This is a genomic window from Kitasatospora sp. NPDC059146 (assembly GCF_042786665.1).
Taxonomy (GTDB): domain Bacteria; phylum Actinomycetota; class Actinomycetes; order Streptomycetales; family Streptomycetaceae; genus Kitasatospora.
Genome location: NZ_JBHZCY010000186.1, coordinates 1 through 13,529, shown reverse-complemented (window position 1 = coordinate 13,529; position 13,529 = coordinate 1). Strand labels below are relative to the sequence as shown.

The following is a 13,529-nucleotide window of genomic DNA, read 5'->3' as shown; positions in this document are numbered from 1 at the left end:
GCGCTGTACTCCTTGGAGGTGTCGCGCACCGGAGCCGGCTTCGGCTCCGGGATCGCGGCGACCACCGGGTCCCAGGCCTTGTCGGTGACGATCGCCCTGAGCTGCTCGGGCGACAGCGGCGGGGCCGGCCGGCTGTCCGGCGCGCCCTTCTCGGCCGGGGAGTTCCACTCCGACAGCTCGACCTGCCGGCCGTCCTGGCCGATCAGCCTGGCGTTCCACCACTTGGTGGTGGCCCGCTTGTCCGGGTACTCGTAGCCCTGGAGGACGGTCAGCGAACCGCCGCCCGGCACACTCGTGCTGGAGCAGGCGTCGTACTGGACCAGCTTCTTGTCCGGGCAGGCGTTCTGCGCCCGGTTGGGGTCGTTCGACGCCAGCCGGGTGAGCGAGATGCCCATCGCGGCCTTGCCCTGGCCGTCGTCGAAGAGCAGGGTGGCGCCCGCGTTGACGGAGCCGCCCGGCTTGCCGGACGGCGACCCGGTGCCGGTGCCCTTGCCGTCGGTGACCTGGCCCTTGGGCAGCAGCGCCTGGAAGGCGGCCAGCACCTCGTCGCCGCTGACCTCCTTCGGGGTCGGCGTACCGGTCGAAGCCGGGGTCAGCGCGGCGCTCGTGCCCGTGCTCCCCGACGCCGCCCCGGTGGAGGCGGCCGCCACCGTGGTCGTACCGGACGGCGAGCCGGACCCGGTCAGGTACACCGCTCCGGTGCCCACCAGGGCCAGCGCGGCGGCGCCGCCCACCACCGCGGCGGTCGAACGGCTGCGCCAGCGGCGGCGGCCCCGCTGGTAGCCGCCCGCGACCATCCCGGCCTGGTCGGCCTGCTCGGGGCGGAATCCCTCACCGGTGCGGGTGAGGGCGTAGAGGAGGTCGTCTTCGAACTTGTCCTGCTCGGGCATGGCGGATCACCGTCTCCTTGCGTCGCGGAAGTAGCGGGGAAATGCGGGGTGGGCGGGGCGTACCGGTGTGCCGGTGCCGGTGGGCGGGGTGTGCCGGCGGGCGGGACGTTTCAGCGGGCCGAGAGCTCGGCCAGCGAGTCGCCGAGCAGGGTGCGCAGCCGGGCCAGCGCCCGGGTGGTCCTGGTGCGGACCGCGCCGGAGGAGAGCCGCAGCACCTCGGCGGTCTGCTCGACACTGCGGTCCTCCCAGTAGCGCAGCACCAGCACGGCCCGGTCCGCGGCGGACATCCGCCCCAGCGCGTCCAGCAGGGTCAGCCGCAGACTGCTGTCCGTGTCCTGCCCGGCCGCCTCCGGCAGCGCCTCGGTCGGGCGCTCGCCGCTGGAGCGGCGGCGCTGCTGGGCGAGGAAGGTGCGCACCATCACCGTGTGGGTGTAGGCCGCCGGGTTGTCGATCCGGTGGCGGCCGCCGGTGAAGGCGCTGCGCCGCCACAGCACGTACATCCGGCTGAGGGCCTCCTGCACGAGGTCCTCGGCGTAGTGGGTGTCGCCGCTGGTGAGCAGACAGGCCGAACGGTAGAGGTGCCCGGTGCGGCTGGAGACGAGTTCCAGGAACTCCGCGTCCTTGGCCTCCCGGCCACCCCTGATCCATCCCATGTGCCCGTCGCTCCCCCGCGTCCGTGTGCCCCGCCGACACTTGATGGATGCGGTGGACCGCCGCCGGTGTTACAGGCGTTCCACGACGTTTCCCGTGACCGCCGCGCGGGTGTGCGGGCGGCGGGTCAGTCGGCGGAGCCGCGGCGCCGGTCGCGCAGCACGACGCCGCCGCCGATCAGCAGGGCGACCAGCAGCGCGCCGACGCCGACCACGTAGGTGGCGGTACGGCCGTCGCGGTCGGCCTGGGTCTCGCCGAGGCCGACCGGGGCCGGGACGATCGGGGCCGCGGCCAGCTGCACGGGAGCGTCCTGGGCGGGCTCGGACGGCGGGTTCTCGGGCGCCGTGGTGACGGCCTTCACCGGGTCCACCACGCCCCAGCCGATGAACCGGTTCGGGCCGCGCTCGGTGCGCTGGGCGGTCTGCTCGATCCAGGCCCGCACCTGGGCCGGCGTCCACTTCGGGTGCGCGCCGACCAGCAGTGCGGCGAGCCCGGAGACGTACGGGGCGGCGAAGCTGGTGCCGTTGTCCACGCACTGGCCGCCGCCGGGCACCGTGGAGAGCATCTCGACACCGGGCGCGGCGACCTTCACGAAGGAGCCGTACTGGGAGAACGGGGCGCGCTCGTTGTTGCGGTCGGAGGCGCCCACGGACAGCACGGTCGGGAAGGCGCCCGGGTAGGTGTCGCCCTCGTTGCCGTCGTTGCCGCTGGAGGCGACCACCACGACCTTGTTCTGCTCGGCCCGCTCGATCGCGGCCTTCAACTCCTGGTAGCCGCCGAACCGGGCATCGCCCGCGCCGCGCACGTCCTGGGAGATGTTGATGACCCCGACGTGCTTGTCGACCGCGTCGTTGATGGCCGCGGTCAGGGTGGAGACGTCGCCGTTGCCCGCACTGTCGTTCTGCCGGATCGCGTAGATCCTGGCGTCGGGGGCGAGCCCGACGAAGCCGGTCCGGTCGCTGCGGCCCGCGGCGATGATGCCGGCCACCTTGGTGCCGTGGCCGACCGTGTCCGTCAGGGAGTTGCCGTCGACGGCCTTGTTGCTCTGCTTGTCGATCAGCAGGGTGGGGCCCACGTCCACCCTGCCGTGCAGTTGCTGGTTGCTGTCGTCGACCCCGGTGTCGATGACGGCGACCGTCACGCCGTTGCCGGTGGTCGCCCCGCCCTGCCAGAGCTGGTCGAGCAGTATCCGCTGCAGCGACCACGGCACGGTCGGCACGTCGGGCGCGGGCCGGGGGCAGTCACCGGCGGCGGCCAGCCCGGGCCCGCCGTCCGCGTACGCGGGGGCGGCCGCCGGAGCGCCCAGCACCGTGAACGCGGCCAGCGCCGCGGCCGTCCTGCGGAACCCGCGTCCGGACACCCTGCCACCCCTCATGTTCGCCCCCGTGCCGCTCCGCGCGCCGAAGGGCGGGCGCCCGGGATCCGGGCGCCCGCCCCTGTCGTTCCCGTCCGGGAACGGTCGGTCGACTACTGCTGCCAGAGACCGGCGTTCTTCTTCTCGGTCGCGTTGTAGCTCTGCGCGGCGCTCTCCAGCGAACCGGAGATCTTGGCGCAGGTCTCCTTGAGGTCCTGGGCGGCGGAGTCCCACTTGGCCTGCTGGGCGTTGTAGCCCTGCTGGGCCTGGCCCTGCCAGCCCTGGGAGATCTTGGTGACCTCCTTGCGCAGGTCGGACAGCATGCCCTCGATCTTGTTCGCCGAGTTCTGCACGTCCTGCGACGCCTGGTGGAGGGTCTGGAAGTTGACGAGGATGTGGTCGGTCACAATGTCTCCCTTGACGAGGATGCGGAGCACCCGGCGCTCAGCCGCGGGCGCCCCGTCGAACGGACGGTCGGAACAGAGTGCTGGTCAGCTCTGCGGCGTTCAGCCCTGCGGGCCGAACAGCGCCTTCTGCTCCTCTTCCGCGCTCGCGTAGTGCTTGGTGGTGAGCTCGATGGCGTGCTTGATCGCGGTCAGCGACTTGCGCAGGTCGTCGACGTCCGTGTTGACCTTGCCCTGGAGGACCTTGTAGGCGTCCGCCGCCTGGCCCTTCCAGCCACTGGTGATGTTCTCGACCGTGGTCTGGAGCGCCTTGCGCTCCGTCTCGATCTGGCCGATGGCCGTCTCGATCTTCCCGGCGAAGTCCATCATCTCCTGAGCGGTCACCGTGAACTGGCCGTCACTCATGCTCCACCATCCCCCATGAGACAAACATTGTGTGTACGGAGGGCCCCCGGGGCCCCGTCGTCGCATCACCCGTGTGATGTCCAGCAGCACTGTAGTCGGCACACGCAACTCGCCCAACATCGAGCGTCCACTAGTTACCAGACCATGACACTGGGGCCAATTCCGTTGCCGGGCTTGGCCGATCAGGCGTTCTGCGGCTGCGCGGCGCTCTTCGCGGTCAGCGGCGGGCCGGCCGGGACCAGGTTCGACCACTCCTTGGGCACCGGCAGCGGCTGGACGTTCTGGTAGCCCAACCGCGCCTGGTTGCCGCCGGGTTGGTCGTCCGGGTTCTGGGTGGGCTGGCCCCCCGCCCCGGGGTTCTGGGCGCCCGGCGCCGGGGTCGCCGCCTTCGGCGCACCGCTCGCCGTCGCCGACGGGCCGTGGCCGCCGTCGCCGTTGGCCGGGACGGAGTAGCGCAGGCCGGTCTCGGTGATCAGGAAGTCGGTGCCGGAGCCGTCGGCCGCACCGGCGTTGGCGGCCGCACTGGCACCGGCGCTGGCGTTGGCCGCCGCCGTCGGAGTGGCCCCGGCACCCGCGGCGCCACCGCCGGCCGCGTTGTCCACCGCCCGGTAGAACAGGCCGTGGCCGGGCGTCACGAACGCCGCGCCCGCGCCGTTGTTGTACGCCGCCGGGTAGGCCGTCCCCGCCCAGACGCTGCGCCTGGGCGTGCGGCCGTCCTCGGCCATGCCGTCGAAGGTGCTGCACACCACCTGGCGGGGGTCCTGCCGGTCCGTCCAGTTGTTCACCGGCGCACCGGACTTCAACGGCCAGTCGTCCGGGGTGTTCGGCAGCCGGACGTCCGTGTTGAACCTGGACTGGTCGTCCGGGGTCATCTCGTCGCTGCGCGGCCGCTTGTCCTGGTCGTACTTGTAGAGCATCTGGTAGGCCGGGTTCTGCCGGATCAGCTCCGCCTGGAACGGGGTGATCAGGAACAGGCCGTCCTTGCCGACCACGTAGTTGCGGTCCTGGTAGTGCACCAGCCGGCCGATCCGGCGGTCCGCCGCGTTGCCCAGGGCCACGTTCGAGTTGGGGCCCTGGCTGTCCGCCGTCTCCTTGACGTCGGGGAAGACGATCGGGCTCGCGGGCACCAGGGTGTCCAGCCACTCCCGCTTCACCCGCTGCGGCACCGCGTTGGGCCCGAAGACCGCGGTGACCAGCGCCTTGCGCTCCTTGTCGTCGGACTTCGGTCCGATCGCGTGCTTGCGGCCCTGCGCGTCGACCAGGAACAGGCTCGCCACCGCCTGGCCCGCCGCCGAGGTGGTCGACACCTGCTGGTCGTCGGCCTGCTGCACCAGCATCAGCTGGTCCGGGCCGAGCATCCGGTCCTTCGCGGACAGCGCCGCCGCGTCCGCCCCGGCCGCCACGAACACGGCCTGGTTGACGGTCTCCCGCTTGTCGTCCGACCCCGGACGGTCGCAGACCGCCCACTTCATCGGCTGGTTGGCGTTGTCCTTGCCCGGCAACTTGTCCGGGGCGTACGGGATCCCGATGGTCGGGCCGTGGTTGGGGTAGCGGTCCAGCACCCCGTCGTCCACCACCACGACCTTGGCGTCGACCGGCAGCACCAGCCGCGCCGAGGACATGTTGAGCACCTGGTGCAACCGCTTGGTCCTGCCGTCCGGGTCGGTCAGCACCACGTAGCGGGTGGTCGACTGCTTGCCCTGGATGATGTTCTTGCCGCTGTCCCACTGCACCGGGGCGGCGGGCTTGAACACCCCCCAGAGCCCGAACCCGGCCACCGCCACGGCCCCCACCAGCACGCTCGGCAGCACCGCCTTCACCGGGCGCGGCGCGTCCTCGTCACTGCCGCCGCCGGAGGGCAGCAGGAACGCCCCCACCGTGCGTTTGCGGGCGAAGGTGTACGCGTTGAGCTCGTCCCGGCGCGATGCCATCCTCGTCGTCCCCCTCTGTCAGACGTGTGCCGGCGCCGTGCCGGCGGTGCCCGGCCTCCCGTCGGCCCGACCTGCCCGTGGCCCGCACCCGCCGGGCGGGATCCGGCCCGAACCCTCTACGATGCGGCAGCAGACGGTGAGTACGGTACGGGTACGGTCCGCGAACCAGCCAGCCGGGCCGCGACAACGGATCAGAGAGGGCCATCGGGGGATGCCAAGCCAGACCGCTCCAGAACGCGGCGCCGACGCGGGCGGCGGAAGGTCGCACCGGTCCGGGCGCGCCCGTCGCGGCGCCGCGCCCACCGGGGCCGCGGCCGAACGGCCGCCGACGGGCGGCGGGGGCGGCCCCGTCCAGGTGCGCGTCAACCCCCGACCCGGGCTGCTCGGCGGCCGGTTGAAGCTCCAGCAGCTGGTCCTGGTCGAGGTCGCGGTCGCCCTGGTCGCGGTCGGCTGGACGATCAGCCGCCCGGTCGCGGCCGGCTTCGGCGCGGTCTCGCTGGTCCTGCTGGTGGTGGCGCTCGTCCCGCTGCGCGGCCGCACCGTCCCGGAGCTGCTGCGGGTCCGCTCGGCCCTCAAGTCCCGCCGCAGGCAGGCGAAGTCGCTGCTGCCGCCGCCCGGCACCGACCCGGCGCTGGCGCCCGCGCTGGAGCTGGAGCCGGCGCTGCGCACCTGCACCCACGCCACCGAGGCCGACTTCGGCGGCCGCCCCGTGCGCCGGGAGACCGGCATGGTCGGCGACGGCACCTTCCTCAGCTCGGTGCTGCTCGTCCAGGCCAAGGACCAGCCGCTGCGCCCGGTGCGCACCGCGCTGCCGCTGCCGCTGGACGTGATCTGCTCGGCGCTCACCGTGGACGACATCGCCCTGGAGTCGGTGCAGCTGGTCCAGCACACCCAGCCCGCCCCGGCCCAGCACGTGCCGGAGCAGTCGCTGGCCGCCCGCGGCTACCGCGAACTGCCCGACGGCACCGCCACCCCCGGCCTGCGACTGACCTGGGTCGCCCTCAAGCTCGACCCGGAGCGCGCGGCCACCGCCGTCCGGGCCCGCGGCGGCGGCGAGGAGGGCGCCCGCAAGGCCCTCCAGCGGGTCACCGACCAGTTGGCCGGACGGCTCAACAGCGCCGGGTTCAACGCCACCGTGCTGGACGAGCGCGAACTGATCTCCGCCCTCGCCATCGCCACCTGCGCCAACCCGATCGCGGTGGCCGGACGCCAGGGCACCGGCAGCGGCGGCGGCACCACCCGCCGCACCCAGGAGGGCAACCGCTTCTGGCGGATCGACGACCGCTGGCACAGCACCTACTGGATCTCCCGCTGGCCGCAGCTGACCCGCCCCGGCGGCGCGGCCGGCCGGATCGGCGCCCCGGACCTGGTCAACCTGATCACCGGCTCCCCCGCACTGGCCAGCACGTTCAGCCTCACCGCCGGGCACGGCACCGGCGGCTCGGTCACCGTCAGCGGCCACCTGCGGGTGACCGGGCGCAACGAGGACGAGGTCGGCGACATCGGCCGCCAGCTGGAGGCGCGGGCCCAGAGCGCCGGCCTCGGCCTGGTCCGGCTCGACCTCGAACAGGCCCCCGGCATGCTCGCCACCCTGCCGCTGGGAGGGACGTCCTGATGGCGTACCAGACCTACCCCGCCCCCGGTCCGACCCCCGGCACCGAGCAGCGCCGGCCGCGACCGCGGATCCTGCCCGGCTTCGGGCTGCGCGGACCGTGCCGGGAGAAGCACGTGCTGGAGGCCGCTGACCTGGCGGCGCTGGCCTTCCCGGTCGGCGACGACGGCGTGGTGATCGGCGTCGACCCGCAGGGCCTGCCCGCGGTGCTCGGCCTGTTCCGCCCCAGCGCGTACGACCTGGTGCTGGTCGGCGGCGTGTGGACGGCACAGGTGATCGCGCTGCGCGCGGCCGCGATCGGCGCCCGGGTCGCGGTGGAGACCGCCCGCGCCCAGCTCTGGGGCCCGATGGCGCAGGCCGCCGGCGGCGGCCAGCCGTGCGTGACGGTGCACCAGGTCGGACGGCTCGGCCCGCAGGGCGCCTCGGTGGCCTCGCCCGTCCTGGTGGTGCGCGACCTCGGCGCCCGCCCGCCGCGCACCCGGCTCTCCGCCGCGCCCTGGCAGACCACGCTGACCCTGCTGCCCTACCTCGGCCCGAACGCCTCCCGGGTGCTCAACGCGGCCGACCTGGTCGGGGTGCAGCGGATCATGCCCCAGGAGGCGGAGGTGGTCGGCCGGGTGCTGTCGCTGCCGCCGGAGGACGTGGCCGCGCTGCCCGGCCTCGGCGACGACCTCACCCTGTGGGCCACCCGGATGCGGCGCCAGTACGTCCGGACGGTGGCCGGCCAGGCCGAACAGCAGGTGCTCGGCGGCCCGCGCCGGATGGACTGAGGGGCGTGTCCGGGCCGGTCGTTCCCGGTCCGGAACCGAAGCCGCCTTCAACAGGGGCAGCCGAACGGCCTAGTCTTTGTTGCGGCAACGGCACCGCTGAACAAGCGGCGGCGAACACGAGGGAGCCCTAGTGAGCAGCGATCGGGACGGCGTCTACGTCGGCGACAACGCGGCGGAGGACGACGACGACTGGTCCGACGCGCCCGATTACACTCCCCCGTCCTGGTACGTGCAGTCGGGCCCGGCGGCGGCGCCCGCCGCGCCGGCCCCGGGGGCTGACGCCGCGGCGGCCGGGGCTCCGGCGGCCGGGGTACCGACGCCGGAGTCGGCCGCTCCCGCACCGGCCGCGGTGCCGACGGCCGACCAGGCGCCCGCGGCACCCCAGCCCGCGCCCGCGCCCGTGCCCGCACCCCTGCCCGCGCCCGTGCCGGTCGCTGCTCCCGCACCGGACACGCTCGCGCCCCCGGCTCCCGCGCCCGCCCCGGCGGCCGAGCCGGCGCCCCTCCCCGCCCCGGTGCCGCCGGTCGCGCCCGTGCAGGCCGAGGCGCAGCACGTCCCCTTCCCGGTGGCGGCCCCGGCGGTGACGCCGGAGCAGCCGCAGGCACCACTCGCCGCCCAGCCGTGGCCGCAGGCGGCGGAGGCACCGGCCCAGCCGAGCGCGCCGCAGCCGTACCCGGCGGCCGCGCCGGTGCCGCAGCCCGGACCGCCTGCCCCGCCCACCCAGCCCGGTCCGCCCGTGCCGCCGGTGCCCCCTCAGCAGTTCGCCCAGCAGCCGCCGGTCCAGCCCGGACCGCCCCAGGGCCCGACGGCTCCGGCGGCTCCGCCGGACCCGCAGATGGGCTGGGACCCGCAGGCCGGCTGGGCCGCCCAGCAGTCGGCCGCCGCCCAGCCCCAGCCCCACCTCGGCCAGCCCTACCCTGAGCAGCTCGCACCGCCGCAGCACGCACAGCCGCAGCCGGTCCAGCCGCAGCCCGCGCCGCCCGCCCCGGTGGATCCGCGCCAGGGCGGCTGGCCGCAGCCCGGCGCCTATCAGCAGCCGCCCGCCACCCAGCCCCAACCCCAGCCCGGCCACCCCTACCCCGGGCAGCCCGGGCAGCCCGGCCAGCCGCAGCCGCCCGCCCCCGCCCAGCCCTGGCCGCCGCAGGGCGGCGCGGCCACGCCGCCGCCCGCCGCTTTCCAGCAGGCCGCCGCCCCGCAGCAGACCGCCCACGGCGCGCCGCTGGGCTACACCGCCGCCGTCGAGCTGTCCTCGGACCGGCTGCTGCGCAGCCAGCCCAAGCAGCAGCGCCAGCAGCCGCGGTTCCAGTTCGGCGGCAAGGCCGCGGCGGCCGAGAAGGCCCGCAAGCTGGAGATCATCCGCACCCCGGTGCTGAGCTGCTACCGGATCGCCGTGATCAGCCTCAAGGGCGGCGTCGGCAAGACCACGACCACCACCGCGCTCGGCGCCACGCTGGCCAGCGAGCGCCAGGACAAGGTGATCGCGATCGACGCCAACCCGGACGCCGGCACCCTGGGCCGCCGGGTCAAGCGCCAGACCGGCGCGACCATCCGCGACCTGGTGACGGCCATCCCGCACCTGCGCAGCTACATGGACATCCGTCAGTTCACCTCGCAGGACCTCAACTCGGGCCTGGAGATCCTGGCGAACGACGTCGACCCGGCCGTGTCGACGACCTTCAACGACTCGGACTACCGCCAGGTCATCGAGGTGCTGGGCCGCCAGTACCCGATCATCCTGACCGACTCCGGCACCGGCCTGCTGTACAGCGCGATGCGCGGGGTGCTGGACCTCGCCGACCAGCTGATCATCGTCTCCACCCCGAGCGTGGACGGCGCCTCCAGCGCCTCCACCACGCTGGACTGGCTCTCCGCGCACGGCTACGCGGACCTCGTGCAGCGCAGCATCACGGTGGTCTCCGGGGTGCGCGAGACCAGCAAGATGATCAAGGTCGAGGACATCGTCGCGCACTTCCAGACCCGCTGCCGCGGCGTCATCGTGGTGCCCTTCGACGAGAGCCTGGCGGCCGGCGCCGAGGTCAACCTCGACATGATGCGGCCCAAGGTCCGCGAGGCCTACTTCGAGCTGGCCACCCTGGTCGGCGAGGACATCGCCCGGGCCCAGCAGGCGGCCGCCCAGCAGGCCGGCTGGCAGCAGCAGGCGCAGGCGGGCTACCCGCAGCCGGGCCTGCCCCAGCCGTACGCCGATCCCCAGCAGCAGGGCTACCCGGGCCAGCCCGCCCCGGGGGCGCCGTGGGCGCCGCAGCCCGGCCAGGCCCCGCCGCCCCCGCCCGGGTACGGCTACCCGCAGCAGCCCGCCCCCGGAGCCCCGTGGCCGCAGCAGCCCGGTGCCCCGCAGCCGGGCCCCGGCTACGGCTACCCGCCGCAGGCGCCCCCGCAGTGACGTACGGAAGGGCCCGCCGACCCGGAGGAGTCGGCGGGCCCTTCGGCGTTCCCCGGCAGCGGCGGCCGGACCGGGCTCAGGCCTCGGTCAGCTCCCGGGCGCGCTTGACGTCGTCGGCCATCCGGTCCAGCAGCGCCTCGATGGAGTCGAACTTCTCCATCCCGCGCAGGTAGGCCAGGAAGTCCACGGCCACGTGCAGCCCGTACAGGTCCAGCCCGACCCGGTCGATGGCGTACGCCTCGACGGTACGGGCGGTGCCGTCGAAGGTCGGGTTGGTGCCGACCGAGATCGCCGCCGGCATCCGCTCGCCCGCGGCGGTCAGCCAGCCCGCGTACACGCCGTCGGCCGGGACGGCGCTGTGCGGCACGGTCTCCACGTTGGCGGTCGGGTAGCCGAGCTCGCGGCCGCGCTGCGCGCCGCGCACCACCACGCCCTCGACCCGGTGCGGGCGGCCGAGCACCTCGCCCGCGCCGGCCATGTCCCCGGTCTCGACCAGGCGGCGGGTCAGGCTGGAGGAGAACGGCTCGCCGTCCCCGGCGGTGCCGCACACCTGGAGGTCCACCACCTCGACCTGGAAGTCGTCCGCCCCGCCCAGCTCGGCGAGCAGCGCGACGTTCCCCGCGGCCCGGTGCCCGAAGCGGAAGTTGGGGCCCTCGATCACCACCCGGGCGTGCAGCGCGTCCACCAGCACCTGCCGGACGAAGGTCTCCGGGGACTCCTGGGAGAACTCGGTGGTGAACGGCAGCACCAGCACCGCGTCCACACCGAGTTCGGCGATCAGCTCGGCCCGGCGCGGGTGCGGCGCGAGCAGCGGCGGGTGGCTGCCCGGGCGGATCACCTCGCGCGGGTGCGGGTCGAAGGTCACCACGACCGAGGGCAGGCCCAGTTCACGGGCCCGCTCGACGGCCCGCCCGATGATCAGCTGATGCCCGCGGTGCACCCCGTCGAACGAGCCGATGGTGACGACGCTGCGTCCCCAGTCACCGGGGATCTCCTCCAGGCCACGCCAGCGCTGCACCCGACTGCTCCTTGTTCCGTACGGTGCGTGCCCTCGGCACGCTCAAACGCTCACAACCGAACCCCTATAGCGTGCCATGCGCCTGCCCCGGCTCAGGCACCGGAAGGGGGGTTGGGCGCACCGGCGCACGGACGGCCCGCACGGCCGCGGTCCGCTCCGCCTCGGCGGCGGCGTACTGGGCGTCCCGGCCGGCCGCCACCAGGGCCCGCATCCGGGCCAGCCGGGGCCCGTCCGGGGCGGTCGGGGCGGCGTCGGACGGCCACCTGGCGAGCAGCCGGGCGAACGCCGCCGACCGCCCCGCGCACCGCACCAGCAGCTCGTCCGCGCCCGCCAGCCCCGGCACCGCCCGGGCCAGCACGGCGCGCGCCCGGGCCGGGTTCTCGGCCGCGCAGTGCTCGGCGAGGCGCTCCACGGCCGTGGTGAGCACCGCCCGGTCGGCCTCGGTGGCGAGCAGGGTGTCCAGCAGCTCGCAGCGCAGCGCGTCCGCCGCCGGGTCGGCCACCGGGACGGACAGCGCCTCGGCGAAGGGCGTGCGGACCGCCGCCGCGGGGGCGGCCAGGACGCCGCCGAGCAGCACCCGCAGCTCCAGCCGGGCGGCCGGCCCGTCGATCGCGGCCCGCCCCAGCCGACGGCCGAGGTAGTCGACGGCGACCGGCCCGGCCAGCGCCGGGTGGCGGCGCAGCAGCCGGGCGGCCAGGTCGGCGCTGCGCCGGGCGGCCACCGGGGCGCGGGCGTCGGCCAGCACCCGCAGGGTCTCGGCGGGGGCCGCGCCGGGCGCCGCCAGGGCGTCGGCGAGTGCGGCCAGCACGGGCTCCGGGTCGCTCTCCAGGGCCGGGGCGAGGGCGCGCGGGGTCAGGAAGGCGTCGCCGCCCGCGCGGTGCAGGGCGAGTGCGGCGTCCAGGTGCCCGGCCCTGGTCACCGGGTCGGCGACCAGCAGGGCCAGCGCGGCGCCGTGCAGGGCCGGTTCGTCCTCGCGGGCGAGCAGGGTCAGCGCGGCGAAGCGCAGCAGTTCGGTGCCGGCCCCGCTCGCGTACGGGGCGGTCCGCAGCGCGTGGACGGCGGCAGCGACGTGCCGTTCGGGCCGGCGGTCGTGGCTCCAGCGGTCCACCGCGCGGCAGAGCGCGGACGGCTCCTCGGCGGCGAGCACGGTGAGCAGCGCGTCCGCCCGCGGGTGCGCGGCGTCGGCCAGTGCGTCCGCCAACTCGTCCAGGGCGGACCGGCGGTGGGCGTGCAGCAGGTCGTGGGCGAGGTCCGCCACCGTACGGCCCGGGCGGCCCGGCAGACCGGCCGGGTCGTCGAACCAGGCGCAGAGCAGCGGGAACACCGCGGCCGGGTCGGCGCGCAGCCGCCCGGCCGCCGCCGCGAGGAACTGCTGCCCGGGGCCGTCGGCGGCCACCAGGCGGCGCAGCAGGGCGAGTTCGGCCTCGACGGGCAGGCCGAGACCGGTCCAGAACGCGGGGTCGAAGCGGTTCAGCCCGTCGACCGCCTGCCAGCCGCCCGCGGTGGCCGCCCGTTCGGCCGTCCGGCGGGCCAACTGGTCGAGCAGCGCGAGGTGTTCGGTCGGGTCGGGGCTGGCGGCGAGTCCGGCGGTGAGCAACCGGGCCGCCCACCAGGCGGGTTCGCTGCCGGGCGGGCGCAGGTCCAGCGCGCGCCAGATCCGGTGCAGCCACGGGTCCAGGGCGGTCGCGCCCCAGGTCTCGGCGACCCGGCGCAGCGCGGCGGTCACCGGCCCGATCCGGTGCCGGGGAACGCCCGGCCCGGGCCCCTCCGGCCCGGGCGGGGTGTCCTCGGCCTCGCCGAGCAGCATCCGCAGCGCCGCGTCCAGGTCCAGGTGCCGGCCCTGCAGCCAGTCGGCGAACTCCCCGTGGGCGAAGCGGAAGCCGGGCCCGGCGGGGACGAACAGCCCCTCGGCGAGCACCGCCGTGGCCCAGCCGCCGTCGACCGGGAACAGCTCCTGGAAGGCCTCCCGGCCGAGCGCGCCCGGCTCCTCCCCGAGCATCCGCCGGGCCGCCTCGTGAACCCCCCCGGCCACCGCCGCCGCCAGCCGGCGCACCGGGCCCCGGGGCGGGCCGGCGGGCCGGGCGGCGCCCCGG

At 75.5% G+C, this 13,529-nt stretch carries 10 protein-coding genes and 1 pseudogene; 3 read left to right on the top strand and 8 right to left on the bottom strand.

The genetic code is table 11. The features are described from left to right. The 6 genes from ACFXPX_RS41180 to ACFXPX_RS41155 form a co-directional block, all read right to left on the bottom strand. The coding region (locus ACFXPX_RS41180) for a hypothetical protein (RefSeq protein WP_380644905.1) at window positions 1-890 on the bottom strand (890 nt) is incomplete at its 3' end. 110 nt (window positions 891-1,000) lie between these two features. Beyond that, entirely contained in the window at window positions 1,001-1,543 is a 543-nt protein-coding gene (locus tag ACFXPX_RS41175; RefSeq protein ID WP_375896065.1) for a SigE family RNA polymerase sigma factor, read from the bottom strand. A gap of 125 nt (window positions 1,544-1,668) precedes the next feature. After that, window positions 1,669-2,901: a type VII secretion-associated serine protease mycosin gene (gene mycP, locus ACFXPX_RS41170; protein ID WP_375896062.1), complete on the bottom strand. Its 1,233-nt coding sequence runs from the start codon at window positions 2,899-2,901 to the stop codon at window positions 1,669-1,671. Window positions 2,902-3,008: 107 nt separating this feature from the next. Further along, a complete protein-coding gene (locus tag ACFXPX_RS41165; RefSeq protein ID WP_375896059.1) occupies window positions 3,009-3,302 on the bottom strand; it encodes a WXG100 family type VII secretion target in 294 nt (97 codons plus the stop codon). Window positions 3,303-3,401: 99 nt separating this feature from the next. Further along, entirely contained in the window at window positions 3,402-3,704 is a 303-nt protein-coding gene (locus tag ACFXPX_RS41160; protein ID WP_375896056.1) for a WXG100 family type VII secretion target, read from the bottom strand. Between the two features lie 182 nt (window positions 3,705-3,886). Continuing rightward, the gene (locus ACFXPX_RS41155) at window positions 3,887-5,635 is read right to left on the bottom strand and encodes a type VII secretion protein EccB (RefSeq protein WP_380529303.1); all 1,749 of its coding nucleotides are present in this window, start codon (window positions 5,633-5,635) and stop codon (window positions 3,887-3,889) included. Between the two features lie 211 nt (window positions 5,636-5,846). Between ACFXPX_RS41155 and eccE the strand changes: the two genes are divergently transcribed. The 3 genes from eccE (at window position 5,847) to ACFXPX_RS41140 (ending at window position 10,418) form a co-directional block, all read left to right on the top strand. After that, window positions 5,847-7,250 carry a type VII secretion protein EccE gene (gene eccE / locus ACFXPX_RS41150; protein ID WP_380529305.1) on the top strand — a complete coding sequence of 468 codons (1,404 nt, stop codon included), beginning with the start codon at window positions 5,847-5,849 and terminating at the stop codon, window positions 7,248-7,250. After that, on the top strand, window positions 7,250-8,017 hold the full coding sequence (locus ACFXPX_RS41145; RefSeq protein ID WP_380529307.1) for a hypothetical protein: 768 nt from the start codon (window positions 7,250-7,252) through the stop codon (window positions 8,015-8,017). Before eccE ends, ACFXPX_RS41145 begins: the two co-directional genes overlap by 1 nt. 130 nt (window positions 8,018-8,147) lie before the next feature. Then, a complete protein-coding gene (locus ACFXPX_RS41140; protein ID WP_380644904.1) occupies window positions 8,148-10,418 on the top strand; it encodes a MinD/ParA family protein in 2,271 nt (756 codons plus the stop codon). Between the two features lie 76 nt (window positions 10,419-10,494). Here ACFXPX_RS41140 and ACFXPX_RS41135 read toward each other — a convergent pair whose 3' ends face one another. After that, a complete protein-coding gene (locus ACFXPX_RS41135; RefSeq protein WP_380533059.1) occupies window positions 10,495-11,436 on the bottom strand; it encodes a bifunctional riboflavin kinase/FAD synthetase in 942 nt (313 codons plus the stop codon). Between the two features lie 64 nt (window positions 11,437-11,500). Then, window positions 11,501-13,529, bottom strand: a pseudogene (locus ACFXPX_RS41130) (serine protease); the annotation flags it as partial.